General features: G+C 61.6%; 21 protein-coding genes. 2 read left to right on the forward strand and 19 right to left on the reverse strand.

Annotation, left to right across the window (positions count from 1 at the left end; all coding sequences use genetic code 11):
• From AC2FMD_RS12495 to rpsL, 4 genes are all read right to left on the reverse strand, one after another.
• A partial coding sequence (locus AC2FMD_RS12495; protein ID WP_170744588.1) for a GTP-binding protein occupies positions 1 to 111 on the reverse strand: 111 nt, incomplete at its 3' end.
• 62 nt (positions 112 to 173) lie between these two features.
• On the reverse strand, positions 174 to 2,291 hold the full coding sequence (fusA, locus tag AC2FMD_RS12500; protein WP_496682826.1) for an elongation factor G: 2,118 nt from the start codon (positions 2,289 to 2,291) through the stop codon (positions 174 to 176).
• 18 nt (positions 2,292 to 2,309) lie between these two features.
• Positions 2,310 to 2,780 carry a 30S ribosomal protein S7 gene (rpsG, locus tag AC2FMD_RS12505; RefSeq protein WP_005980678.1) on the reverse strand — a complete coding sequence of 157 codons (471 nt, stop codon included), beginning with the start codon at positions 2,778 to 2,780 and terminating at the stop codon, positions 2,310 to 2,312.
• A 15-nt stretch (positions 2,781 to 2,795) separates the two neighbouring features.
• A complete protein-coding gene (gene rpsL, locus AC2FMD_RS12510; protein WP_005980675.1) occupies positions 2,796 to 3,167 on the reverse strand; it encodes a 30S ribosomal protein S12 in 372 nt (123 codons plus the stop codon).
• A gap of 348 nt (positions 3,168 to 3,515) precedes the next feature.
• Here rpsL and AC2FMD_RS12515 point away from each other — a divergent pair, with 348 nt between their 5' ends.
• On the forward strand, positions 3,516 to 4,322 hold the full coding sequence (locus AC2FMD_RS12515) for a glycosyltransferase (RefSeq protein WP_496689152.1): 807 nt from the start codon (positions 3,516 to 3,518) through the stop codon (positions 4,320 to 4,322).
• On the opposite strand, the gene AC2FMD_RS12520 is transcribed toward AC2FMD_RS12515, so the two are convergent.
• From AC2FMD_RS12520 to rplJ, 6 genes are all read right to left on the reverse strand, one after another.
• Positions 4,307 to 5,176 carry a DMT family transporter gene (locus AC2FMD_RS12520; RefSeq protein ID WP_496689236.1) on the reverse strand — a complete coding sequence of 290 codons (870 nt, stop codon included), beginning with the start codon at positions 5,174 to 5,176 and terminating at the stop codon, positions 4,307 to 4,309. The genes AC2FMD_RS12515 and AC2FMD_RS12520 overlap by 16 nt on opposite strands.
• 134 nt (positions 5,177 to 5,310) lie before the next feature.
• Entirely contained in the window at positions 5,311 to 9,558 is a 4,248-nt protein-coding gene (gene rpoC / locus AC2FMD_RS12525; protein WP_496682834.1) for a DNA-directed RNA polymerase subunit beta', read from the reverse strand.
• Positions 9,558 to 11,291, reverse strand: a complete 1,734-nt coding sequence (locus AC2FMD_RS12530) for a hypothetical protein (RefSeq protein WP_496795076.1) — start codon at positions 11,289 to 11,291, stop codon at positions 9,558 to 9,560. The genes rpoC and AC2FMD_RS12530 overlap by 1 nt, the downstream gene beginning before the upstream one ends.
• Positions 11,292 to 11,464: 173 nt before the next feature.
• Positions 11,465 to 15,604 carry a DNA-directed RNA polymerase subunit beta gene (rpoB, locus tag AC2FMD_RS12535; RefSeq protein WP_496795077.1) on the reverse strand — a complete coding sequence of 1,380 codons (4,140 nt, stop codon included), beginning with the start codon at positions 15,602 to 15,604 and terminating at the stop codon, positions 11,465 to 11,467.
• Positions 15,605 to 15,855: 251 nt separating this feature from the next.
• Positions 15,856 to 16,233 carry a 50S ribosomal protein L7/L12 gene (rplL, locus tag AC2FMD_RS12540; protein ID WP_005980660.1) on the reverse strand — a complete coding sequence of 126 codons (378 nt, stop codon included), beginning with the start codon at positions 16,231 to 16,233 and terminating at the stop codon, positions 15,856 to 15,858.
• 79 nt (positions 16,234 to 16,312) lie between these two features.
• The gene (rplJ, locus tag AC2FMD_RS12545; protein WP_496682842.1) at positions 16,313 to 16,831 is read right to left on the reverse strand and encodes a 50S ribosomal protein L10; all 519 of its coding nucleotides are present in this window, start codon (positions 16,829 to 16,831) and stop codon (positions 16,313 to 16,315) included.
• Positions 16,832 to 17,161: 330 nt separating this feature from the next.
• On the opposite strand from rplJ, the gene AC2FMD_RS12550 reads away from it, so the two are divergent.
• The gene (locus tag AC2FMD_RS12550) at positions 17,162 to 18,433 is read left to right on the forward strand and encodes a DUF2254 domain-containing protein (RefSeq protein WP_496795078.1); all 1,272 of its coding nucleotides are present in this window, start codon (positions 17,162 to 17,164) and stop codon (positions 18,431 to 18,433) included.
• A gap of 75 nt (positions 18,434 to 18,508) precedes the next feature.
• On the opposite strand, the gene rplA is transcribed toward AC2FMD_RS12550, so the two are convergent.
• From rplA to ccoG, 9 genes are all read right to left on the reverse strand, one after another.
• A complete protein-coding gene (gene rplA, locus AC2FMD_RS12555; protein ID WP_490360595.1) occupies positions 18,509 to 19,207 on the reverse strand; it encodes a 50S ribosomal protein L1 in 699 nt (232 codons plus the stop codon).
• Between the two features lies 1 nt (position 19,208).
• Positions 19,209 to 19,658: a 50S ribosomal protein L11 gene (rplK, locus tag AC2FMD_RS12560; RefSeq protein ID WP_490360594.1), complete on the reverse strand. Its 450-nt coding sequence runs from the start codon at positions 19,656 to 19,658 to the stop codon at positions 19,209 to 19,211.
• Positions 19,659 to 19,880: 222 nt separating this feature from the next.
• Positions 19,881 to 20,990, reverse strand: a complete 1,110-nt coding sequence (locus tag AC2FMD_RS12565) for a sugar-transfer associated ATP-grasp domain-containing protein (RefSeq protein WP_496742613.1) — start codon at positions 20,988 to 20,990, stop codon at positions 19,881 to 19,883.
• A gap of 160 nt (positions 20,991 to 21,150) precedes the next feature.
• Entirely contained in the window at positions 21,151 to 21,684 is a 534-nt protein-coding gene (gene nusG / locus AC2FMD_RS12570; protein ID WP_496689162.1) for a transcription termination/antitermination protein NusG, read from the reverse strand.
• Positions 21,685 to 21,925: 241 nt separating this feature from the next.
• Positions 21,926 to 22,123 carry a preprotein translocase subunit SecE gene (gene secE / locus AC2FMD_RS12575; protein ID WP_138842374.1) on the reverse strand — a complete coding sequence of 66 codons (198 nt, stop codon included), beginning with the start codon at positions 22,121 to 22,123 and terminating at the stop codon, positions 21,926 to 21,928.
• Between the two features lie 79 nt (positions 22,124 to 22,202).
• Positions 22,203 to 22,361: a cbb3-type cytochrome oxidase assembly protein CcoS gene (ccoS, locus tag AC2FMD_RS12580; protein WP_496682852.1), complete on the reverse strand. Its 159-nt coding sequence runs from the start codon at positions 22,359 to 22,361 to the stop codon at positions 22,203 to 22,205.
• Between the two features lie 5 nt (positions 22,362 to 22,366).
• On the reverse strand, positions 22,367 to 24,544 hold the full coding sequence (locus AC2FMD_RS12585) for a heavy metal translocating P-type ATPase (protein ID WP_496795079.1): 2,178 nt from the start codon (positions 24,542 to 24,544) through the stop codon (positions 22,367 to 22,369).
• Positions 24,545 to 24,548: 4 nt separating this feature from the next.
• Positions 24,549 to 25,007 (reverse strand): FixH family protein, encoded by a 459-nt coding sequence (locus AC2FMD_RS12590; protein ID WP_496742615.1) that lies wholly within the window; start codon positions 25,005 to 25,007, stop codon positions 24,549 to 24,551.
• 3 nt (positions 25,008 to 25,010) lie between these two features.
• Positions 25,011 to 26,432, reverse strand: coding sequence for a cytochrome c oxidase accessory protein CcoG (gene ccoG / locus AC2FMD_RS12595; protein WP_496742616.1), 1,422 nt, complete (start codon positions 26,430 to 26,432; stop codon positions 25,011 to 25,013).
• Positions 26,433 to 26,828: the final 396 nt, after the last annotated feature.

Consider the following 26,828-nt stretch of genomic DNA (forward strand, 5'->3'; position numbering starts at 1 on the left):
GCCGAAATACTTGGTGATCGCTGCGGTCAGCGTCGTCTTGCCGTGGTCAACGTGGCCAATCGTGCCGATGTTGACGTGCGGTTTTGTACGCTCAAACTTTTCCTTTGCCATGATGGCCTCCTTTTTCGGTAATGACGGGAGCCCGGAGACCGGGCCCCCTCAAACTTTGTCGCTTAGGCGTATTTCGCCTGGATCTCTTCCGCGATGTTCTGCGGAACCGGATCGTAGTGGTCGAACTGCATGGTAAACTGGGCACGGCCCGACGACATCGAACGCAGGGTGTTGATGTAGCCGAACATGTTCGCCAGCGGCACGAAGGCCTGGATGGCGATCGCGTTGCCGCGCGGCTCTTGTCCAGACACCTGGCCCCGACGCGAAGTCAGGTCGCCGATGATACCGCCGGTATACTCTTCCGGGGTGATCACTTCGACCTTCATGATCGGTTCCAGCAGTTTCGCGCCGGCCTTTTTCAGACCTTCGCGCATGCACATCCGCGCCGCGATTTCGAACGCCAGAACGCTCGAGTCGACGTCGTGGAATTTACCGTCCAGCAGAGCAACCTTGAAGTCGATCACGGGGAAGCCGGCCAGCGGGCCGCTGTCCATGACGGACTGGATGCCTTTTTCGACACCCGGGATGTATTCCTTGGGAACGGCGCCACCCACGATGCGGCTTTCGAACGAATACCCTTCGCCCGGTTCGGTCGGAGTGATCTCGAGCTTGACCTCGGCGAACTGACCCGAACCACCCGACTGTTTCTTGTGGGTGTAGGTGTGTTCAATCGGCATCGAGATGGTCTCACGATAGGCCACCTGCGGCGCACCGATGTTGGCTTCGACCTTGAACTCGCGCTTCAGACGATCAACCAGGATGTCCAGGTGAAGTTCGCCCATGCCCTTCATGATGGTCTGACCCGATTCCAGGTCGGTTTCCACGCGGAAGGACGGGTCTTCGGCGGCCAGACGGGCCAGACCCTGCGACATCTTCTCCTGGTCGCCCTTGGTTTTGGGCTCGACCGCGATCTCGATCACCGGATCGGGGAAGGTCATGGTTTCCAGAACCACCGGATCCTTCGCGTCGCACAGGGTGTCACCGGTGGTGGTGTCCTTCAGACCCGCCAGCGCGATGATGTCGCCTGCAAACGCTTCCTCGATCTCTTCCCGGTTGTTCGAGTGCATCATCATCATACGACCGATGCGCTCTTTCTTGCCCTTGGTCGAGTTCAGGATCGAGTCGCCCTTGTTCAGCACGCCCGAGTAGATCCGGGTGAAGGTCAGCGAACCGACGAACGGGTCGTTCATGATCTTGAACGCCAGGCCAGCGAAGGGCTGGTTGTCATCGGCACGACGGGCGATGTTGCGCTCTTCGGTCTCGTCGCCAGGCTTGAAGCCCATATAGTCGACAACGTCCAGCGGGCTGGGCAGATAGTCGATCACGGCGTTGAGCAGCGGCTGAACACCTTTGTTCTTGAACGCCGAACCACCCAGAACCGGTACGAAGTCCAGCGCCAGAGTGCCCTTGCGCAGCAGTTTGCGCAGGGTCGGGATGTCGGGCTCGTTGCCTTCCAGGTATTCCATCATGGCGTCGTCGTCTTGCTCGACGGCGGCTTCGATCATCTTGCCGCGCCACTCTTCGGCTATGTCCTTCAGGCTGTCGCGAATCGGAGCCTTGACCCAGCTTGCACCCAAGTCTTCGCCCTGCCACAGCCATTCTTCCATGGTGACCAGGTCGATCAGGCCTTCCAGCTCGTTCTCGGCGCCAATCGGAATACCGACCGGAACGGCGCGCGCGCCGGTGCGGTCTTCGATCATGCGCACGCAGTTGAAGAAGTCGGCGCCGATCTTGTCCATCTTGTTGACGAACACGATGCGCGGAACCTTGTAGCGGTCAGCCTGACGCCACACGGTTTCGGTCTGGGGTTCAACACCGGCGTTTGCGTCCAGAACGCAGACGGCACCGTCGAGAACGGCCAGCGAGCGCTCCACTTCGATGGTGAAGTCAACGTGGCCGGGGGTGTCGATGATGTTCAGGCGGTGCTTGGGGGTATCGGCGGTCTTACCGTCCTCGGTGCGCTCCCAGAATGTGGTGGTCGCAGCCGAGGTGATGGTGATGCCGCGTTCCTGCTCCTGCTCCATCCAGTCCATGGTGGCTGCACCATCGTGCACCTCACCGATGTTGTGGGATTTGCCGGTGTAATACAGGATACGCTCCGAGCAGGTGGTCTTGCCTGCGTCGATGTGCGCCATGATACCGAAGTTACGGTATAGTTCGAGCGGATATTCGCGTGCCATTTGGATAAGCCTCTAGGGTTACCAGCGGTAGTGGCTGAAGGCTTTGTTCGCCTCGGCCATCTTGTGGGTGTCTTCGCGCTTCTTAACGGCAGTACCGCGGGACTGTACGGCGTCCAGCAATTCACCGGCGAGGCGTTCTTCCATGGTGTTTTCGTTGCGGTTGCGCGCGGCGGCGATCAGCCAGCGGATAGCCAGCGCTTCGCGGCGCTCGGGGCGCACTTCGACCGGAACCTGATAGGTTGCACCACCAACCCGGCGCGAGCGGACCTCGACCGACGGTTTGATGTTGTCGAGCGCTTCGTGAAACACTTCGACGGGTGCGCGCTTGATCTTGCTTTCGATGCGGTCGAAGGCGTTGTAGACGATGCGCTCGGCGACCGACTTCTTGCCGTCGATCATCAGGTTGTTCATGAATTTCGTCAGAACCTTGTCGCCAAATTTGGCGTCAGGCAGGACTTCGCGTTTTTCGGCGGCGTGACGACGGGACATCTCGGCCTCTCCTTCTTACTTGGGACGCTTCGCGCCGTATTTCGAACGACGCTGCTTACGGTCTTTGACGCCCTGGGTATCCAGAACACCGCGCAGGATGTGGTAACGGACACCCGGAAGGTCTTTCACACGGCCGCCACGGATCAGGACCACCGAGTGCTCCTGCAGGTTGTGGCTTTCACCGGGGATGTACGAGATCACCTCGTATCCGTTGGTCAGGCGCACCTTGGCGACCTTCCGCATGGCCGAGTTCGGCTTCTTCGGCGTGGTGGTGTACACGCGGGTGCAGACGCCGCGCTTCTGCGGGCACTGCTCCAGGTGCATGGACTTCGAGCGTTTCACTTTGGGCTGCCGCGGCTTGCGGATCAGCTGCTGAATAGTTGGCATTCCGGTTTCTTCCCCGTTTTGCAACACACATGACATGCACGCGCATTGCGTGCGGTTAACTTCGCTGCGCCAATGCGTCCACAAGCGCAAAACCCGCGAGCGTTCCCATTCCGAGGTGAACGTCGCGGTTGGTTATCAGAGGGCGCGAACGACAAAATTGTCCGGGCCTTGACCAGTCCGTTTCTGATTTCGGTTTCGGGGCGGCCCCCATACCGAGATGACGGGCGTATAGGGGGAGTCGGCCCAAGTGTCAACAGCCACGGCCGCACTGGCCGGAAATGGCCCCTGTTGCAGCCTGCGGCGGGCCGATGCATAGTCCGGCGTGGCGATACCCAAGCGGACGAGATCATGCAAGTCATTGGCCTGTGCCGGTTCTCCTACCCTGCGATCGGCGGGTACCAGACCGAACATGACACGATCGAGGCCCGGCGCCGCCACCTGTACCGTACCGACCGTCTGGTCGAGCGCTTCCGCCTGTTCGAAACCTGCGCCCTGCCGGGCCTGAAGGCCCAGACCGACCCCGATTTCGAATTGATCATCGTGACCGGCACCTGCCTGCCGTCACCGGCCAAGGCTCGCCTGCGCGACCTGACGGCCGGAATGCCGCAGGTCAGGATCATCGAGCGCGAGCCCGGACGGCATCGCGCGGTGATGAAGCAGATCCTCAACGACGCCCGCCGTCATCCTGACCGGCCCTGCCTGCAGTTCCGGCAGGATGACGATGACGCCGTCGCGGTCGACTTCATCGAAAGCTTGCGGCAGGCGGCGGTTGAGGCGACCGAGCTCGCGGCCCGCAACCTGTCCGTGGCGATTGATTTCGACCAGGGGTATCTGGCCCGGTTCGGTCCCTTCGGCGTGCAGGCCAAGCCGGTCCGGCGCAAACTGCTGGGCGTGGGTCTGGGTATGCTCGTCCAAGGCGGCTGCCCCTTGACCATCATGAATTTTGCCCATCAGCGCATGGGGCGGTTCATGCCGGTGGTCACGGTGCCCGATCGGCCGATGTGGGTCCGAACGTTCAACGGCTTCAACGACTCGCAAAAGGCGCGAACCAACCGAAGCGCCCTGCCCCCCCTTGACGATGCAGAGCGGGACCTGTTCCGCACCCGGTTCGCAATCGACGCTGACGCCGTCCGCCGCGGCTACTCCGAGGCTTGAAGCCTCCGCTCGCGGAACAGGGTGAACAGCCCCGCCCCTACGACCAGCACCGCGCCCAGCATCGTCAGCCGGTCTGGCCAGTCGCCGAAAACGGCCCAGCCCAGCACCAGCGCCCAGATCAGGCTGGTATAGCGGAACGGCGCGACGAACCCGACCTCGCCCACCCTCATGACCATCACGCTGAACAGATACCCCAGCAAAACGAAAATGGCAGCCGAGCCGATCAGAAGACCCGTCGGCGCGGCGACGGGCACCCATCCCTGGAACACCGAGGCCACGGCCGCCGCCAGGGTGATCGTCAGCGATGTCGCCAGCGTCACCACCATCGACGGGACCTCAGACGACATCCGCCGCGTGATCAAGTCGCGCGCAGTCACGCACATGACAGCTACCAGCGCATAGAGTGCATACAGGCTGAACCCGTCCGGCCCTGGCCGCACGATCAACAGCATTCCAGCAAACCCCATGGCGATGGCCAGAACTCGCCGCCATCCGATCGGTTCGGCGAAGAACATTGCCGCGCCGAGGGTCACCGTCAGCGGCAGCGCCTGCAGAACCGCCGTCACATTGGCCAGCGGCATGTGCATCAGCGCGGTCAGAAAGAAGAACGTGGCCAACAGCTCGGACAGCGAGCGCACCGCCACCAGAACCCTGTCATGGCCGGAAAACCGCAGGTGCAACGCGCCCAGACGCCGCGCCAGTAGAAACACCAGGGTAGTGGCCAGCAGCCCGCGCATCGCAACGAGCTGAAACAGCGGCAGATCCTGTCCAGCCGCTTTGACCAGCGTATCGTTCACGGTGAAGGCGGCCATGCTGCCCATCATCAGCAGCGCGCCCTTGACGTTCGGAGTCATCGAAATGGCCCATTGGGAAATCACCGGCCCATTGGCCCGCGCCACCGGCCCGTTGTCAATATGCCGGGAGCACTCGGAAAAACGAAAAAGGCCCCGCAGATGCGGGGCCTGTTTCGTTCCACGGAAATCGGAGTTTACTCGCGGCTTTCCGGGGTTTCGATCAGCGCGTCCAGATCGTCGCCCATCACGTCGTCGTCGATCACCGGAGCCGCCAGGGCGGCTGCGGCCTCGGCCTCTTCGCGACGGGCCTCGATGACCACGTTGTCACGCTGCTGTGCGATCTGGCGCACGGCCTGCGTCGCGCCACCGGTACCCGCCGGGATCAGGCGGCCGACGATGACGTTTTCCTTCAGGCCGACCAGCTTGTCCTTCTTGCCCTGAACCGAGGCTTCGGTCAGCACGCGGGTGGTTTCCTGGAACGATGCCGCCGAGATGAACGAACGTGTCTGCAGCGACGCCTTGGTGATCCCAAGCAGGATCGGCTCGCCCTGGGCCGGACGACCACCGCGGGCGATGGTCTTTTCGTTGGCCGCGTCGAACTCCTGCTTGTCGACATGCTCGCCCTTCAGCAGGGTGGTATCGCCCGAGTCGAGGATCTCCCACTTCTGCAGCATCTGGCGCACGATGACCTCGATGTGCTTGTCGTTGATCTTCACGCCCTGCAGACGATAGACCTCCTGCACCTCGTTGATCATGTAGTCGGCCAGAGCCTCGACGCCCAGAATCGACAGGATGTCGTGCGGAGCCGGGTTGCCGTCCATGATGTAGTCACCCTTCTGCACGAAGTCGCCTTCCTGCACCGGGATGTGCTTGCCCTTGGGCACCATGTATTCGACGGGTTCCAGCGACTCGTCCGCCGGTTCGATCGAGATGCGGCGCTTGTTCTTGTAGTCGCGGCCAAAGCGCACGTAACCATCGATTTCGGCGATGATCGCGTGATCCTTGGGGCGACGGGCCTCGAACAGTTCGGCCACACGCGGCAGACCACCGGTGATGTCCTTGGTCTTGGCGCCTTCGCGCGGGATACGCGCAACGACGTCGCCGGCCTCGATCTTCTGGCCGTCTTCGACCGACAGGATCGCATCCACGGACATCGGGTAGTGAACCGGGTTACCCGCATCGTTGCGGACCGGCTCGCCGTTTTCGTCCACCAGGATGATTTCCGGCTTCAGGTCGCTGCCTTTCGGCGCCGCACGCCAGTCGATCACGATCTTCTGAGTCATGCCGGTTGCATCGTCGGTCTCATCCCGCACAGCGATGCCCGAGACCAGGTCGACATATTTCGCGGTACCGGCCTTCTCGGCGATGATCGGCAGGGTGTAGGGGTCCCACTCGAACAACTTGTCGCCGCGCTTGACCTTGTCGCCATCCTTGACGAACAGCTTGGAGCCGTAGCCCAGCTTGAAGCTGGCGCGCTCTTCGCCGTGCTCGTCCTTGATCACCAGCTTCATGTTCCGGCCCATGACCAGGCTTTCACCTGCGGCATTGACCAGGATCTGCGGGTTCTCAAAGGCGACGACGCCGTCCTGGTTGGCTTCCTGGAACGACTGCTGGCCACCCTGTGCAACACCACCGATGTGGAAGGTCCGCATCGTCAGCTGGGTGCCGGGTTCACCGATCGACTGGGCGGCGATGATGCCGACCGCTTCGCCGGTGTTGACCATGGTGCCGCGTGCCAGGTCACGGCCATAGCACATGGCGCAGACGCCCTCTTCGCTTTCGCAGGTCAGCGGTGAGCGGATGCGGGCCGACTGAACACCGGCCTCGTGGATCGCGTCGGCCATGCGTTCGTCGATCAACTGGCCGGCAGCGACCAGAATTTCGTCCGAACCCGGGCGCAGGATGTCCTCGGCCGCGACACGGCCCAGGATACGCTCGGCCAGCGAGGCGACCACTTCGCCGTCATTGACGGCGGCCTCGGCGGTGATGGCGCGGTCGGTGCCGCAATCATGCTCGCGCACGATGCAGTCCTGCGCCACGTCCACCAGGCGGCGGGTCAGGTAACCCGAGTTCGCCGTCTTCAGAGCGGTATCCGACAGACCCTTGCGGGCGCCGTGGGTCGAGTTGAAGTACTCAAGAACGGTCAGACCTTCCTTGAAGTTCGAGATGATCGGCGTTTCGATGATGTCACCGTTCGGCTTGGCCATCAGGCCGCGCATGCCGCCCAGCTGCTTCATCTGCGTGACCGAGCCACGGGCACCGGAGTGCGCCATCATGTAGACCGAGTTCGGCTCCTTGTCGGCGCCGCTTTCGTCCTTCTGGACGGCCGAGATGGTGTTCATCATCGCCTCGGTGACGCGGTCGTTGCACTTCGACCAGGCATCCACGACCTTGTTGTACTTTTCGCCCTGGGTGATCAGGCCGTCCATGTACTGCTGTTCAAAGTCCTTCACCTGCTCGCGGGTCTCATCCACGATGGCCCATTTGTCAGACGGGATTACCATGTCGTCCTTGCCGAACGAGATGCCCGCCTTGAACGCCTCGCGGAAGCCCATCGACATGATCTGGTCACAGAAGATCACCGACTCTTTCTGACCGCAATAGCGGTAGACGGTATCGATGACCTGCTGCACCTCTTTCTTGCGCAGCAGACGGTTGACCAGATCGAACGGCGCCTTGTTGTTCTTGGGCAGCAGAGCCCCCAGGCGCACGCGGCCCGGCGTGGTCTCATAGCGCTTCTGAACTTCGTTGCCCTCTTCGTCGATCTGGGTGATCCGCGCGGTGATCTTCGAGTGCAGGTGCACCTCACCCGCGTCCAGCGCGTGCTGGACCTCTTCGATCGAGCCGAACACCTTGCCTTCGCCCGGCATGCCTTCGCGTTCCAGGGTCAGATAGTACAGACCCAGAATCATGTCCTGCGACGGAACGATGATCGGCGCGCCGTTTGCAGGCGACAAAACGTTGTTCGTCGACATCATCAGCACGCGCGCTTCCAGCTGTGCCTCAAGGCTCAGCGGAACGTGAACGGCCATCTGGTCCCCGTCGAAGTCGGCGTTGAAGGCCGAACAAACCAGCGGGTGCAGCTGGATCGCCTTTCCTTCGATCAGAACCGGCTCGAACGCCTGAATGCCCAGACGGTGCAGCGTCGGCGCACGGTTCAGCATCACCGGGTGCTCGCGGATCACCTCGTCGAGGATGTCCCACACTTCGGGGCGCTCTTTCTCGACCAGCTTCTTCGCCTGTTTCACGGTCGAAGACAGACCCTTGGCTTCCAGCCGCGAGTAGATGAACGGCTTGAACAGTTCCAGCGCCATCTTCTTGGGCAGGCCGCACTGGTGCAGCTTGAGCTCGGGGCCGGTCACGATGACCGAACGGCCCGAGAAGTCGACGCGCTTACCCAGAAGGTTCTGGCGGAAGCGGCCCTGCTTGCCCTTCAGCATGTCCGACAGCGATTTCAGCGGACGCTTGTTGGCGCCGGTGATCACGCGGCCACGACGGCCGTTGTCGAACAGGGCGTCAACCGATTCCTGCAGCATCCGCTTTTCGTTGCGGACGATAATGTCAGGCGCGCGCAGTTCGATCAGACGCTTCAGACGGTTGTTCCGGTTGATGACGCGACGATACAGATCGTTCAGATCCGAGGTCGCGAAACGGCCACCATCCAGCGGCACCAGCGGGCGCAGTTCCGGCGGGATGACCGGGATCACGGTCATTACCATCCATTCCGGGCGGTTGCCAGATTCCAGGAAGGACTCGACGACCTTCAGGCGCTTGATGATCTTCTTGGGCTTCAGCTCACCGGTGGCTTCGGCCAGATCCGCGCGCAGCTGCTCGGCCTCGGCCTCGAGGTCGATGTTCTGCAGCATCTCGCGGATGGCTTCGGCGCCGATATTGGCCTTGAACGCGTCCATGCCATAGGCATCCTGCGCGTCCATGTACTCTTCCTCGGTCAGCATCTGGCCATAGGTCAGGTCGGTCAGACCGGGCTCGATGACGACATAGTTTTCGAAATACAGAACGCGTTCCAGATCGCGCAGGGTCATGTCCAGCATCAGACCGATGCGGGAGGGCAGCGATTTCAGGAACCAGATATGTGCGACGGGCGCGGCCAGTTCGATGTGGCCCATACGCTCGCGGCGGACCTTCTGCAGGGTGACTTCCACACCGCATTTCTCGCAGACGACGCCGCGATACTTCATCCGCTTGTATTTGCCGCACAGACATTCGTAATCCTTGATCGGGCCAAAGATACGCGCGCAGAACAGGCCGTCACGCTCGGGCTTGAACGTGCGATAGTTGATGGTTTCCGGCTTCTTGATCTCGCCATAAGACCAAGACAGGATCCGTTCCGGCGACGCCAGCGAGACCTTGATTTCATCAAAGACCTTGGGCGGGGTCAGCGGGTTGAAGGGATTGTTTCCTTGGGTCAGTTCCTGATTCATCACAGGTCTCCAGCAGGTTTGGCCGTCTCAGTCACTTTGGTGTCCTTTGCCGGTTTGCGCGCAAGGCGCGCCTTGATCGCTTCGGACAGTGTTTTCAAGCCGTATTTCAATCGGGCAATTATCTGGTTGTCGACCCCGCAATACTGTTTGCGGAGTTTCGACATGATCGCGGTTGGCGGAAAATCGGGGTCGGCGGGCGCCAGGTCGTTCAGCTTTCCGCCGACCATGAACCCATCGCACACCGTGGGCCATCCATTGACTTGGATATAGTGTACATGCGGGTTTCCGGGCAATTCGAACTCGAACCGCCAAGGGTCGTGGATGCCGGCTTCCAGCTTCTGCTCGGCCATCCATATCAGGTGATCGATGTCCCAAAGCGCAGCCACTAGCGAATTCGGCGCCTCCCAGTCCCGCCGCATTGGAACCAGTTCCATGTCCGGACCGAAGAAGGTCGGCCCAGCCGTCCGGTCATAGGTCCAGGTAAAATCACCATGCCACGGGAAAAGCACATATTTCAGGCCATGCGTCCGCGCCTTTGCCACGGCCGCCTCGATCATTGGGGTGTTCACCGGTCCAAGCGGGCACAGGTCTTCGAGCATCAGAAACACGAACCGGGTATCCGGTCTATCCTGTTTGATCCTGCGCGCGGCATCGCCCAGGATTTCAACAAAACTGCGACCTGGAAACCGCAGGGTGTTGGGCACGTCCAGATCCCCGTCCGTCGCAACGAAACAGTCCGGATGACCCGGCCACATCCGGTCGACCGTGTGCAGCACGGCGGGGATGTAATGTTCGTTCTTCGAGTAGGTCGATACCAGAAGGACCGTGTCACGAAACACGTCCGACGGTCCCGCACTGGGTTCACGCGCTGCGATCTCTTTCCAGCGGCGCCGCCGCTCGGACCCACGCTTGAACCATCCGGCAATTTTGCCCAGATCATATTTGCGGCGGGCCGCCTTGGCGCTATCGACACCGCAATATTCGACCCGCAGCTGCGACAGCAACGGTGACGCCGGAAACTCCTTGCGCGACACCGCCTTGGGATTGATCTGGCCGTCGGACAGAAACCCGCCACCGACCACGGGCCACGCCTCCATCTGCATGTAGTGCAGGACTTCGTTCGTTTGAGAAGGCTGCTCGAACAGACGCAGACTGTTGTACCCTTCCGCGGCTTTGTGGCCGGCGACTGACGCAAGATGATCAAGGTTCCACAACGCCGGGGCCAGAGAATTCACGGCTTCCCAGTTTGAGCGGATCGGGGTCAGTTCCAGGCCAGCGTCCCGGATCACCGGACCACTTTCCGGGTCAAGCGCTTTGCTGAAATCGCCCGGCCATTGGAACAGGACATATTTCAGGTCATGCGCACGAACGCTCTCCATGGCGGCGGCGACCATCGCATTGTCCACCGGCGCGAGCGGACAGAACACGTCCTGCAGCAGAAACACATGCCGTAGATTCGGACGATCGCGGCGCAGTTGCTGTACGGCCTCATCCAGAATGCCCGTGACGGTCGCACCGCCGGTGCGAATGACAGGATCGGCGTCATAGGCACCATTGGTCACAACGATGCATTCCGGATGTCCAGGCCAGAACTGCTGCAATGTCCGCAGGATCGCAGGCACGAAACGCTCGTTCTCTGCATTCGTCACCAAAAGCAGAGCCACGTCACGAAACATGCCTTCAGACCCCGCAGCAGGGACCGAAACCGCTGCACTGGACACACGATCCGCCATTACGCCTCCACCCCACCCGAAACGGGCAGGCGCAGAAAGACGCGACTGGCGCCAGGCGCCACCAGCAGACCTCTGAGCGTGACCTGGTTCATGCAAGAACCCTCGTGATTGCGTTTACCGGGATGGGCAAAGCCCATCCCGGTGCTTTTTAAAGGCGCGGTAGGCAAAAGGGTTTACCCTTCGTCCTCAACCGCGTCCAACAACTCCATGTTCAGGCCGAGACCACGGACTTCTTTCACCAGAACGTTGAACGATTCCGGTACGCCCGCCTCGAAGTTGTCCTCGCCCTTGACGATCGACTCATAGACCTTGGTCCGGCCGGCGACGTCATCCGATTTCACCGTCAGCATCTCCTGCAGGGTGTAGGCGGCGCCGTAAGCTTCCAAGGCCCAGACCTCCATCTCACCAAAGCGCTGACCACCGAACTGCGCCTTGCCGCCCAGCGGCTGCTGGGTCACCAGGCTGTAGGGTCCGGTCGACCGCGCGTGGATCTTGTCGTCCACCAGGTGGTGCAGTTTCAGCAGGTACTTGACGCCCACGGTCACCGGACGCGCGAACTGCTCGCCGGTGCGGCCGTCGAACAGGATGCTCTGGCCGCTGGTGTCAAAACCGGCGCGAACCAGCGCGTTGTTGACGTCGGCCTCTTTCGCACCGTCGAAGACCGGGGTTGCGATCGGTACGCCGCGGGTGACGTTGCTGGCCGCTTCGACCAGTTCGTCCTCGTCCATGTTTGAGATACCCTCGGCATAGACGTCCTCGCCATAGGCGTGCTTCATCGCATCGCGCACCGGCGTCAGGTCGCCCGAGCGGCGGTATTCCTGCAGCGCCTCGTCGATCTTCAGACCCAGACCGCGCGCGGCCCAACCCATGTGGGTTTCAAGGATCTGACCGACGTTCATTCGCGACGGCACACCCAACGGGTTCAGACAGAAGTCGACCGGGGTACCATCGGCAAGGAACGGCATATCCTCCATCGGCACGACTTTCGAGATCACACCCTTGTTCCCGTGACGGCCGGCCATCTTGTCGCCCGGCTGCAGCTTGCGCTTCACGGCAATGAAGACCTTGACCATCTTCATCACGCCCGGCGGCAGGTCGTCGCCACGGCGGACCTTCTCGACCTTGTCTTCGAAACGGGCATCCAGGGCGCGCTTCTGCACCTCGTACTGCTCGTTCAGGGCCTCGACGACCTGGGCGTCCTTCTCGTCTTCCAGCGCCAGCTGCCACCACTGACCGCGGGTCAGTGACTCGAGCAGCTCTTCGGTGATTTCCGAGCCTGCCTTGACGCCTTTCGGCCCCTTGACGGCGGTCTTGCCCAGCAGCATCGACTTGAGACGCGCATAGATGTTGCGGTCGAGGATCGCCAGCTCGTCATCCCGGTCACGGGCCAGACGTTCGACTTCCTCGCGCTCGATCTGCAGCGCACGCTCGTCTTTCTCGACGCCGTGACGGTTGAAGACGCGGACTTCGACGACCGTACCGTAATCGCCCGGCTTCACGCGCAGCGAGGTGTCGCGCACGTCGGATGCCTTTTCGCCGAAGATGGCGCGCAGCAGCTTTTCTTCCGGGGTCATCGGGCTTTCGCCCTTCGGAGTGATCTTGCCGACCAGAATGTCGCCCGGCTCGACGTCGGCACCGATGTAGACGATGCCCGCCTCATCGAGGTTGCGCAGCGCTTCTTCACCGACGTTCGGGATGTCGCGGGTGATCTCTTCCGGGCCAAGCTTGGTGTCGCGGGCGGCGACTTCGAATTCCTCGATATGGACCGAGGTGAATACGTCGTCGCGCGCGATGCGTTCGGAAATCAGGATCGAGTCTTCGTAGTTGTAGCCATTCCACGGCATGAACGCGACGATCACGTTCTTGCCGAGCGCCAGTTCACCCATGTCGGTCGACGGACCGTCGGCGATGACCTCGCCCTTCTTGACTTCCTGGCCCACCTTCACCAGCGGACGCTGGTTGATGCAGGTGTTCTGGTTCGACCGCTGGAACTTGCGCAGACGATAGATGTCAACGCCGGCATCGCCCAGCTCCAGATCTTCGGTGGCGCGGATCACGATACGCTGGGCATCGACCTGGTCGATGATGCCCGCGCGCTTCGCCTGGATCGCAGCGCCCGAGTCGATGGCAACCTTGCCCTCGATCCCGGTACCGACCAGCGGCGCCTCGGCGCGCAGCAGCGGAACCGCCTGACGTTGCATGTTCGAGCCCATGAGAGCGCGGTTCGCGTCATCGTTTTCCAGGAACGGAATCAGCGAAGCCGCAACCGACACCAGCTGTTTCGGCGACACGTCGATCAGGTCCACGTTCTCGCGCGGGGCAAGCGTGTAGTCGCCGGCCTGACGGGTCGAGACCAGATCGTTGATGAACTTGCCGTTCTCGTCCAGCGTCGCGTTGGCCTGCGCCACGGTGTGACGCATTTCCTCGGTCGCGGACATGTAGTGGACCTCGTCGGTCACCTGCCCGTCTTTAACGACGCGATAGGGCGTTTCGATGAAGCCGTACTTGTTCACGCGGGCGAAGGTGGCCAGAGAGTTGATCAGACCGATGTTTGGACCTTCCGGCGTTTCAATCGGGCACATCCGGCCATAGTGCGTCGGGTGCACGTCGCGCACCTCAAAGCCCGCACGTTCGCGGGTCAGACCGCCGGGGCCAAGCGCCGACAGGCGGCGTTTGTGGGTGACTTCCGACAGCGGGTTGGTCTGGTCCATGAACTGCGACAGCTGCGAGCTGCCGAAGAATTCACGCACAGCAGCCGCGGCCGGTTTCGCGTTGATCAGGTCCTGCGGCATGACGGTGTCGATCTCGACCGACGACATGCGTTCCTTGATGGCGCGCTCCATGCGCAGCAGGCCGACGCGGTACTGGTTTTCCATCAGTTCGCCGACCGAGCGGACGCGGCGGTTGCCCAGGTGGTCGATGTCGTCGATGTCGCCCTTGCCGTCGCGCAACTCCACCAGCGCCTTGATGCAGGCTACGATATCTTCGCGGTCCAGCGTGCGCTGGGTGTCGGGCTTGTCCAGCGCCAGGCGCATGTTCATCTTGACGCGGCCCACGGCGGACAGGTCATAGCGCTCGCTGTCGAAGAACAGCGTGTCGAACAGGGCCGAGGCAGCCTCGACGGTCGGCGGCTCGCCCGGGCGCATGACGCGGTAGATGTCCATGAGCGCGGTTTCCCGGTTCATGTTCTTGTCCTGCGCCATGGTGTTGCGGATGTAGGGGCCGACGTTGACGTTGTCGATGTCGAGAACCGGAATGTCGGTGATGCCCGCGTCGATCAGCTCCTTCACGGTGCCGCCGATCAGCTCGCCATCCTTGTCGTATTCCAGCGTCAGCTCGTCACCGGCCTCGACATAGATCGCGCCGGTTTCTTCATTGATGATGTCCTTGGCGACGAACTTGCCCACGATGTGATCGAAGGGCACCAGCAGGTGGGTAACCTTGCCCTCGTCGATCAACTGCTTGACCGCGCGCGGAGTGACCTTCTTGCCCGCCTCGGCAATGACTTCGCCGGTCTTGGCGTCGACCAAGTCATAGGTCGGGCGGGTGCCGCGTACGCGCTCGGGGAAAAACGGGGTGACCCAGCCCTTTTTCTTGTCCAGCTTGTAGGACACGGTGTTGTAGTAGGCATCCATGATGCCTTCCTGGTCCAAGCCCAGCGCATAGAGCAGCGTGGTCACCGGCAATTTGCGGCGACGGTCGATGCGGGCATAGACGATGTCCTTGGCGTCAAACTCGAAGTCCAGCCAGCTGCCGCGATACGGGATGATGCGGCAGGCGAACAGCAGCTTGCCCGAAGAATGGGTCTTGCCCTTGTCGTGGTCGAAGAACACGCCCGGGCTGCGGTGCATCTGGGACACGATCACGCGCTCGGTGCCGTTCACGATGAAGGTACCGTTCGGCGTCATCAGGGGCATGTCGCCCATGAACACGTCCTGCTCCTTGATGTCCTTGACCGATTTGGCCCCGGTATCTTCGTCGACATCGAACACGATCAGACGCAGGGTGACCTTCAGCGGAGCGCTGTAGGTCATGTCGCGCTGCATACATTCCTCGACGTCGTATTTCGGCTTTTCCAACTCGTATTTCACAAACTCCAGCACGGAAGTTTCGTTGAAATCCTTGATCGGGAAAACCGACTGGAACACGCCTTGAATGCCCTCGCCGTCGGTCGGCTGGTCGGCATCGCCAGAGCGCAGGAACAGATCATAAGAAGATTTCTGGACCTCGATGAGGTTCGGCATTTCCAGAACTTCGCGGATTTTGCCGTAGTATTTCCGAAGACGTTTCTGGCCAAGGAACGATTGAGCCATGTCAGATGTCACCTTTCGATATTCTCAGCGGAGAAAGGCACCGCCGGGCTCCGGCACCTTTTCCATACGAGACGACACGTCCGGATCAATTCATGGCCACCGTCCCGAGTGGCAGCCTCCCGATCCGCGAACCGCGTCTTAGAAAACACCCCGCCGCATGGGGCCCTTTCTAAGACAGGTTCGGCTGAGCCCGGATTTCTCCGAACCCAGCCAGAATTTGCGGTGCTTCAGCGATGCACCAGCAGACCGACTTAGGCCAGCTCGACCTCGGCGCCAGCTGCTTCCAGCTTGCCCTTGATCTCTTCGGCTTCGTCTTTCGACACAGCTTCTTTGATCTTGCCGCCGGCTTCGACCAGTTCCTTGGCTTCTTTCAGGCCCAGGCCGGTGATGCCGCGAACTTCTTTGATGACGTTGATTTTCGAAGCGCCGGCGTTCTTCAGAACGACGTCGAATTCGGTCTTCTCTTCCTCGGCTGCGCCACCGGCGGCATCGCCACCAGCTGCGACCATGACGGCGCCGCCAGCTGCGGGCTCGATGCCGTACTCGTCCTTGAGGATGGTTTTCAGTTCTTGTGCTTCCAGCAGGGTCAGACCAACGATCTCTTCTGCCAGTTTCTTCAGATCAGCCATTGTATCAGCTCTTTCCGTTTACAGTGTGTGTTCCAACGTCAGGGCATGCGCCCCACGCAGATCATTCAGTGCCAACCGCTTACGCAGCTTCCGCCTTCTCTTCGATGGTGGAAAGGATGCTTGCGATGTTGCTTGCAGGTGCGCCAATCGCGCCGGCGATGTTCGAAGCAGGTGCGCCAATGCAGCCCACGATCGAAGCAATGAGCTCCTCACGCGACGGCATTTTCGAGACGGCTTCGACGCCTTTGCGATCAAGAGCGTTCTCGCCCATTGCACCGCCAAGGATTTCGAACTTCTTGTTCTCCTTGGCGAAGTCCTCGGCCACCTTGGCTGCTGCCACGGGGTCCTCGGAATAGGTCAGAACGGTCATACCCGTCAGCAGGTCGGCCATGCTTGCACACGGCTTACCCTCGAGGGCGATTTTGGCGAGCCTGTTCTTGGCAACACGCACGGAACCGCCCGCTTCGCGTGCACGCGCGCGCAGGTCCTGCATCTCGGCAACTGTCAGACCGGCGTAGTGAGCAACCACCACGACGCCAGAGCTTTCGAAGATCTGGCCGAGTTCCTCGACCACTTTCTCTTTCTGGGCTCTATCCACAGTTCTCTCCAAGTTAGGGACGAAATTTCATCCCGGCTCAATTTTGCCGCAGCTTGCGCCACGGCGTTCAGGTCCGTGATACGGGGTGGAGCCAAAATATCGCCCGAGGGCGGGACCCTCGATCTTTTGGTCTTACCCGTCTCAGGCAGGAAATTAAGGGGCCTGATGGACCCACCCACCGTCTTGGACGAAACGAAATAAAGCGCACGACGAATCGCACGCTTTATTCCGTAGCTCTCTTTAGGGCAGATGGCCGGGGTTTCCAAGGCCTAAATTGGCCCATTCCTCAAGCCGGTAGACAATAGCCGAAAACCCGAACAGGATCGACGGATGATCAATCTGAAATCCATTTCAAAGCCGCAGTTCCTGTTCCGGCAGATTTCCCGTCAATTATGGGTTCGCACCAGCCTGATCGCCGCGTTGGCCGTGGTCAGCGCGGGAGTTGGCACCTACCTGGGCGGCTTTATCCCGGATTTTCTTGCACAACGGCTGAGCGCCGAGGCGGTGGCAAAGATTCTTGCCATTCTCGCATCGTCGATGCTGGCTGTTACGACATTCTCACTTTCGATCATGGTCGCGGCGCAACGTTGGGCCTCGAACCAGTCGTCACCGCGCGCGCAGCAGGTGATCGAAGAAGACAGTGTTTCGCAGAACGTGCTGGCGACCTTTCTCGGCGCTTTCATCTTCGCCCTAGTGTCGTTGATCCTGGTTGAAACCGGGGTCTACACCCAGCAATCCATTGCCGTAGCGCTGGCGTTCACGCTTGTGGTCATCTTCCTCGTGACGCTGGCCCTGCTGCTATGGATCGACCAGTTGCCCAGCTACGGCAGTATTTCCGAAACAGCACGGAAGATCGAACAGAACGCAACGGACACGATCACCCGTTCCATCGAACTCCCTTGCCTTGGCGCCTTGCCTTACCAAGCCTCCGATGACATTCCGCCGGCCAGTCACGAGGTTAGGGCAAGTGCCACCGGGAACGTGCGGCACGTGGATGTGGGAATGCTGAATTCCTGCGCCGAGGAAAACGACAGCGAGATATGGATCATTGCGCTGCCGGGGCAGTTCGTCATCGAAGGCGAACCGTTGGCCAAGACCACCAAGGAAATTGACAGCAAGACCATTCAGGAAGCCTTTGTGATCGGAACCGAGCGCAGTTTTGACCAGGATCCGCGCTTTGGCATTCAAACCCTGTCGGAAATCGCCCAACGCGCGCTGTCGCCCGGGATCAATGATCCGATGACGGCGATCCAGATGGTCGAGAGACTACTGCGAGTTCTTTTGCCGCTTGGCGCAAGGCGCCTTCACACCGACGAGCCGCGCTTCCCGAGAATCCACGCGCCTGCGATCCCAACGGATCTGTATCTGCGCGACGCCTATGCGGCCATTTCTAGAGATGCAGGCGACAAGGTCGAGGTGCACGAAGCTCTTCTGAACGCATTGACGCGGCTGGCACAATCGCAAGATGCCGCCATGGTGAAGGCGGCCCAAGAGGCCGCCGACCAGGCGCTGTCCATTGCAGAACGCGACCTCAGGCTCGAGGCTGACAAGGCGCGCGTGCGCGAGGTGTCCCATCAGGTTTTCGGCGGTCATGCCGGCTGAAGCACCCTCGGAGAAATGAAAAACCCCGGGCAGAAGGGCCACCCGGGGTTCGAAATTCCGTCGGAACGTGTCGGCTTATTCAGCCGCAGCCTCTGCGACGTCTACGGTCACGCCGGGGCCCATGGTCGAGCTCAGCGCGATTTTCTTCATGTAGGTGCCTTTGGCGCCCGAAGGCTTGGCCTTGGCCACGGCCGAAATGAAGGCGCGGACGTTCTCGGCCAGCTTGGCTTCGTCGAACGAGGCTTTGCCGACACCGGCATGCACGACGCCGCCTTTTTCCGCCTTGAACTGAACTTCACCGCCCTTGGCTGCTTCCACGGCCGCTTTCACGTCCATGGTCACGGTGCCGACCTTTGGGTTCGGCATCAGGTTGCGGGGGCCCAGGATCTTACCCAGACGACCGACGATCGGCATCATGTCCGGGGTCGCGATGCAACGGTCAAAGTCGATGTTGCCAGCCTGGATGCTTTCCATCAGGTCCTCGGCGCCGACGATGTCAGCTCCGGCCTCTTTCGCCTCGTCGGCCTTGGGGCCACGGGCGAAAACGGCAACGCGCATGTCCTTGCCGGTGCCGTTCGGCAGACCGACGACGCCGCGCACCATCTGGTCGGCGTGGCGGGTGTCGACACCCAGGTTCATGGCGATTTCGATGGTTTCGTCGAACTTCGCGGTCGCGTTGGCCTTGACCAGTTTGACAGCTTCCTCGACCGACAGGTTTTCCTTGCCGGCGACGGCTTCGCGCGCTGCGCGGGTACGTTTACCGAGTTTTGCCATCTTATTTCACCTCGATGCCCATGGAACGGGCCGAGCCCAGGATGATCTTCATTGCGCCTTCGATGTCGGTCGCGTTCAGATCCTTCATTTTGGCTTCGGCGATTTCGCGCACCTGCTTGGTGGTCACGGTTGCCACGGTCTCACGACCGGGGTTCTCCGCACCTTTCGGGCGGTTGCGCTTGCCGACCGGCTTCAGACCGGCCGCCTTCTTCAGGTAGTAAGACGCGGGCGGCGTCTTGATGTCCATGGTGAAGGACTTGTCCTGATAGTAGGTGATCACGGTCGGGCACGGAGCGCCGGGCTCCATGTCTGCGGTCTTGGCGTTGAACGCCTTGCAGAATTCCATGATGTTGATGCCGCGCTGACCCAGTGCCGGACCAACCGGCGGCGACGGGTTCGCCTGACCTGCAGGAACCTGCAGCTTCATCGTACCAGCAAGCTTCTTGGCCATTTGGTTTTCCTTTCAACGTAGGTGAAACGCGTTTCACCCGGTTTGTGTTGCGTGGTCCGATCCGGAATCGCGATCCCTGCGATCTCCCACGAGAGAATCTCGCCCGAAGACGATAGAGGCGGCGTTTACAGCGGAACGGAGGGGTTGGCAAGGGGCTGCCGACAGGAGCTGAACACGGGCCCGCCTGGCCCGCAAGCGCCTCGGCACTTCGGCGACGAAGCCTTAGAGTTTCACGTTGTGTTTGTTGAAGAACGCCCGCATCCGGCTGTCGAGAAAGCCTCTGCCCGTCGCAATCTGCATGAGCTCGAACGCACAGCCGTTGTTGACCTCGACCGCAACCGGCCCATCGTCCGTCAGTGCGATATCAGTCGACCCAAAGTGGTTCGCCGCATGCAGAAACGCGATCTTCCGATTCAATTCCCTCAAATCGTCCCAGAACGGCAGCGTTTCACCGACAAGTTTGCGCTCCGAGTCCGGCAGCGCATCCAACGCGACACGGCGGCCATTTTCCACGGCCGCCAGGCCCTTCACTTCTCCGGTCTCCGGGTCGAGGTTGCACAACAAGTTGCCCGGACGCCAGAAATTGTCGGCGATATTGCCTGCCATGGGCAGCTTGAGCATCGCAAACGGCACGGAAAGCTGATTGTCGTCGATGAGGTTCAGGCAACGCACGGTTGCGATCGCATCGGTGATGCCATCGAAGAACCTGTGCGGCTTGAGACAGTCCTGAAAGATGTAGGGGATCTCACCAAGGACCGAGTCGGCGAACGCGTCGAATGTCTGCGGGTCATGGCCATCCGCGATGACATGCGTGTCGGTATGCGCCGATATTCGCATGGCGCCGGCGCTCCACATGCCACCGATGGGCTTCGCAAAGACAGGGGCCGGCCCCCGGGCCGACAGGAAGGACTTCAGGTCTGCGCCGCTCGTCAGCTTCGGCGTAGTGCCGAAATGGCGGGCGCTGCGGTCAAAAACGGCCAGTGTCTTCGGGGTCGGCACGCCGTTATGTTCGAGAAAACAGGCGGACAGCCATTTGTCTTCGGTCAACGCCCACCACTGTGCGTCATTGCAGGCATTGACGAGCGGCCAGTGAATGTGGGCGGAAACGAATTCCTCGCGCTCGACATCCGACCATCGCGCGCGATCATAGAGTTCATACAGGAAATACTCATAGAACTTCAGCTTGCCGCTTTTTCTGCGCAGCTTGAGAAAATCAAAAGCAAGCGAAAACGGGCTTATGCCAGTCGCACGCGCGACTTCTACAAGTTGACTGGAAACATTGACCGTCTCCTTGCCTTTGATGGCCTCTACATCCTGCGCAAAAGCTGTCATTTTTCAGCCGTTCCTCGATCGTTGCCCTGCTGGAAAAAATCCAAGAAAAATGTGTCGATACTTGGGCGCAGACAAGCCCCGCCCCGACTCGTTGCACACGAAATGAAAAACGCCGCGATGCGTGTGACATCGCGGCGCGAATAAAATGATGGAAGAGTCTTCAGCCCTGCTTCGTCACCTGGGTAAAATCCAGCTCGACCGGGGTTTCGCGACCGAAGATCGAGACCGAAACCTTCAGCTTCTGGTTCTCTTCGTCCACGCCTTCGACCATGCCGTCGAAATCCTCGAACGGGCCGTCGTTGACCTTGACCTTCTCGCCCACCTCGAAGCTGATGAGGGTGCGCGGCGCTTCTTCGCCTTCCTGCACGCGGTTGAGGATCTGGTTCACCTCGGCGTCGCGCATCGGCATCGGGCGGCCCTGCGGGCCCAGAAAACCCGTGACCCGGTTGATCGAGTTGATCAGGTGATAGCCCTTGTCCGACATTTCCATGTGGACCAGAACGTAACCGGGCATGAAGCGGCGCTCGGTCGTGACCTTCTTGCCGCGGCGCACCTCGATCACCTCTTCGGTGGGAACCAGAACCTCGTCGATCTCGTCCTCAAGGCCCTGTTCGGCCACAGCCGTGCGGATCTGCTCTGCGATCTTCTTTTCGAAATTCGAAAGAACGCTGACCGAGTACCACCGTTTCGCCATGAACCTGCCGTCCTTGTTTGCCTTTGGCGCGCCGCGTCAAAGGGCGCACCGGAATTGAAATTCTGTCGCGGCCCCGCCGCGTGATCCGGAATAAAAAGCGGCGCGCAGCCCGAATCGCCGCACGCCCATCCCGTAAGGTACCGCGTCACCTAAACCGACATCGCACGCTGTGCAAGAGGGCAGTGCGCCAAGAGGGCGTTATGACGGGATCTCCTGCGCGGCCCCACCCGCGCGTCCAGACCTAGTTGAACGCACCCAGGATCAGTTGCAGCCCGCCGCGGATGCCCAGATCGACCAGCGCGAAGAACACCGCGGTCAGCGCCGCCATGATGAACACCATGACCGTGGTCAGCAGCACCTCGCGCCGGGTCGGCCAGACGACCTTCGAGACTTCGGCACGGACTTGCTGAATGAACTGGATGGGGTTTGTGGTGGCCATGAGGCATGATCTCTCTGCTAGCGAATGGGCCGGACATAGCCGGGCATTGCGGCAATTTCAAGGGCCGCCGACGGGACCGTCACGGCTTGGGGTGATCATCCCACTGGTTGCTCAGGATGCGGCGGGCGTCGCCCTCGGGGTCATCATACTGGTTGGTGCGCACGGTATAGATGAAGGCCACAAGGCCAACGCCGCCCAGAAACAGGGAAATCGGGATCAGATAGGCCAGCACTTCCATTCAGGTCACCTCAGGCGCAGGGCGTTCAGGGATACGGTAATCGACGAGGTCGACATCGCCAAGGCCGCGATTAGGGGCGTTGCCAGGCCGGCCACCGCCAGCGGCACGGCGATCACGTTGTAGATGGTCGCGATCCGGAAGTTTTCGCGAATCCGCTTCGTTGCCTTTTCAGCAGTCCGACAGGCATCGGCGATCGGCGACAGATCGGTGCCCAGCAGCACGATATCCGAGGCCACACGCGCCGCGTCCAGTGCCGAGGCCGGCGAGATCGACACATGCGCCGCCGCCAGCGCTGCCGTGTCATTCAGCCCGTCACCCACCATCAGAACGCGATGGCCCTGATCGGTCAGCTTCTGGATGTGGGCCGCCTTGTCCTGCGGCAGGGCCCGGGCGATCCAGCTCTCGATACCCAGCTTCTCGGCCAAAGCCTGCACGGCACTCGACGTATCACCCGAGATCAGGATGACATTCTTGCCGCCGTCGCGCAGGGCGCGCACTGCCTCGGCCGCTCCGGGGCGCAGGCTGTCGACAAACCGGAAGGCAACGGGCGCGCGGCCCCCCACCGCCAGCCACGCCGTGGTCTCAGCGCTGTCCGGTGCACCCACCCATTCTGCCCGGCCCAAACGCACCCGTTGTCCGGCATGCTGACCCTCGGCGCCAAAACCCGGAACCTCGGCGATCTCGGAGATATCCGCCGGGGTGATCCCCGCATCCCGCGCCGCGCGCGCCAAGGCAACCGACAAGGGGTGCGCCGACGCCTCGGCCAGCGCCAACGCAATGGCCAGATCGTTCCGGGCGATTTCAGGCAGGTTCACCAGATCCGGCGTACCTGCGGTCAGAGTGCCGGTTTTGTCGAACACGACCGTGTCGACCTCGGCCAGACGTTCCAGCGCCGTGGCGTGCTTGATCAGCATCCCCTTGCGGAACAGGCGCCCTGATGCCGCCGTCGTCACCGCCGGAACCGCCAGCCCCAGCGCACAGGGACAGGTGATGATCAGCACTGCGGCGGCGATGTTCAGCGCCGTACGGATATCGCCGGAATAGAGGTACCAGCCCACGAAGCTAAGTGCTGACAGAATATGCACGCCGGGCGCGTACAGCTTGGCCGCCTTGTCGGCCAGCGAGGTATAGCGCGACCGCCCGGATTCGGCGATTGCCACCAGATCAGCCATCCGGTGCAGCGAGGTGTCCTCGCCCACCGCCGTGGCGCGGATGGTCAACGGGCCGGTCAGGTTCACCTCACCGGCGCTGACCTGCGTACCGGGTTGCGCGAAAACCGGCAGCGTCTCGCCGGTCAGCAACGACCGGTCCAGCTCGGACCGGCCCGACACGATCTGGCCGTCCACGGGCATGCGGGCGCCGGGGCGCACCAGTATCAGGTCGCCCACCTTCAGCGCCGCGACGGCGACCTCCTCCTCGGCCCCGTTGCGCAGGCGAATGGCGCGGGGGACCTCGAGCGCCGTCAATTCCTCGGCCGCCGAGCGGGCGGCGGCACGGGTGCGGTAATCCAGATACCGCCCCGCCAGCAGAAAGAAGGTAAGCGTCAGCGCCGCATCGAAATAGGCATGCTTACCGCTCAGCGCGGTTTCCCACAGCGAAGTGACCAGCGCCAGCAGGATTGCCAGCACGATCGGCACGTCCATGTTCAGGCGGCGCACGCGCAGCGCGCTCCAGGCGTTTTCGAAAAAGGGCTGGGCCGAGAAGGCGATCGCCGGCAGTGTGATCGCCGCCGAGATCCAGTGGAACATGTCGCGTGTCGCGTCCGTGGCCCCGGACCAGACCGACACCGACAGCAACATCACGTTCATCGAGGCAAAGCCGGCAACCGCCAACCGCATCAGCAGATCGCGCCCGGCCTTGTCGGTCTGGGTGGCGGACAGCGCGCCGGCGTCCAACTCGTGCGCCTCGTATCCAACCCGTTCGAGCACCGGGATCAGATCGGCGGCACGCAGATTCGGTGCGGCCTTGATCAGCGCCCGCTTCAGCGTCAGGTTCACGCGCGCGTCCTGCACGCCGGGCACGGCGTTCAGGGCCTGCTCGACATTCGCGATACAGGCTGAGCAGTGAATGCCGGGCAGCGACAACGCGATCTGTGCATCCGGCGGAACCGGACGGGCCGCATCAGCCGGGGCGGCAATGCACCCGGGACAGGCTGCAGCAGTCGGCGTGATCTGCCCGCTCATCGGATTACCCCTTCACATACAGCGGAATGCGGCGGGAAAACTCGGCTCCGTCATGGTCACGCGCCACCAGCCGGATGTTCCAATTGCCCGTGGCCAGAGTCGCCGGGGCGGAATAGGCCACACCGTCAAAGGTGAAATCCGGCGTGAAATCGTCGCGCACATGGGTGGCACGCCCCACGACGGCCTGCAATTCGGCCACGCGCACCGGATCGCCCTGCGCGTCGGTGATGCGGAGGATCAACAGCCCGCCCTTGGTCTCAGCCGTGGCGTCCCAACCCAGCGCCTGCTGTTCGCGCAGACGTTCGTTGAACTCCTGGCTGGCCACGTACGAGTTCTTGACCTCGAGTCCCGGGAACGTCTTGACCGCGCTGTAGGCCAGAACGAGGTTGACCGCGATGATGACGCCGAACGCCCCCACGAATACGGCCAGAGCATGTTTGCCGGTGAATTGCCGTTCGCTCATGTCTCAGTTCCCCCGCCCATTGAAAGTGGTGTCTTTGTAGGCCCGCTCGCCGCTGGCCAAATCCTCGACCCAGATGCGGACTGGTGTCGTGTCCGCCGCCGCCGGAGCCGAATCCTTGTCGGCGACAATATACACGCGCGTCAAATGCGCGGTATCGGCCGGGACGTTCACGGTATCCAGCGGCGTACCTTCGATCTGTAGCTTCATCGCGGGATCGCCCACCAGCGACAGCTTGAACAACCGGTCCTCGCCGTGCTTGTTGCGCAGCCGCACGTCATAGGTATTGCGGATTGAGCCGTCGGACATGGTCACGAAGGTCGGGTTGCGCACCGGCGCCACCGTCAGGTCGATGTCCGACCGGATGAACAGGGCGAACAGCAGGGCAACCCCCACCGCCGACCACAGCGACGAATACAGGATCGTGCGCGGACGGAAGATATGCTTCCAGATGCTCTTGGGCGGATGCCCTGCGCGTTCGCGCTGCTCGTCGCTGAGCGCCATGTAGTCGATCAGGCCGCGTGGCTTGCCGACCTTTTCCATCACTTCGTCGCAGGCATCGATGCACAGGGCGCAGGTGATGCATTCCAGCTGCTGCCCGTCGCGGATGTCGATCCCCATCGGGCAGACGTTGACGCAGGCATAACAGTCGATGCAGTCGCCCAGGCCTTCGCGGTTCTTGCCCTTGCCGCGGGGTTCACCCCGCCACTCGCGATAGCCCACGACCAGCGTGTCCTCGTCCATCATCGCTGCCTGGATGCGCGGCCAGGGGCAGGCATAGATGCAGATCTGTTCGCGTGCGAATCCACCGAAGAAGAAGGTCGTGCCGGTCAGGATCAGCATCGTTGTATAGGCGATCGGGTGGGCATTGCCAGTGATCAGATCGCGCGCCAGCGTCGGCGCATCGGCAAAATAGAAAACCCAAGCCCCCCCCGTGGCCAGACCGATCAGAAACCAGGCCGTCCATTTCGACAGGCGCAGCCGCGCCTTGTGGAAGTCCAGCTTTTTCTGCCTGTGCAGACGCAGGCGGGCGTTGCGGTCGCCCTCGATCCAGCGCTCGACCAGGATGAACAGATCGGTCCAGACCGTTTGCGGGCAGGCATAGCCGCACCACACGCGCCCAAGCGCCGAGGTGAACAGGAACAGCCCGAGACCAGCCATGATGAGCAGACCCGCGACGAAATAGAATTCGTGCGGCCAGATCTCGATCCAGAAGAAATAGAACCGCCGGTTCGCCAGGTCCAAAAGTACCGCCTGGTCCGGCAGGCTGGGGCCACGGTCCCAGCGGATCCACGGCGTCACATAATAGATGCCGAGCGTGACTGCCATGATGATCCATTTGAGGTTGCGGAACTTTCCTGACACGCGTCTGGGAAAGATCGGCTCTCGGGCGGCATAAAGGCTGGGGGCGGGATTGGAATCGCTCACGGGCTGGCTCCGGATCAGGCTGTTTTCTGGCGACTTGTTCCAGATCATGAACGCGTTAACTTTGACATGGGTCAAAAGCGCATCGTACAGATATCTTTTGTCACACCTGAACCCGACACTATCGCATTGCCGCCGTTTCGGCGAAACCTTACTGCCGGGCAGAGTCATAAACGCGCCGGATCTGGCATGTCTCAAAAATAGGCGCCAACCGGTCGTGTATCATCATCGACGAAATGCCGCAGGCAGCCGGGGCGATGCGCGCAACTGCCGCGCCAAATTCTGGACCGGCGCCGCGACACGCTCTAGGTTTGGAAAAATGGTGCCGGCTGTTCAGGAAACGCGCGAACAGATGGAACAGCCGGCACCTAGGCCTTCGGGCGGCGAACCGCCCGAAGG

Source organism: Ruegeria sp. BHSC276 (assembly GCF_059612945.1).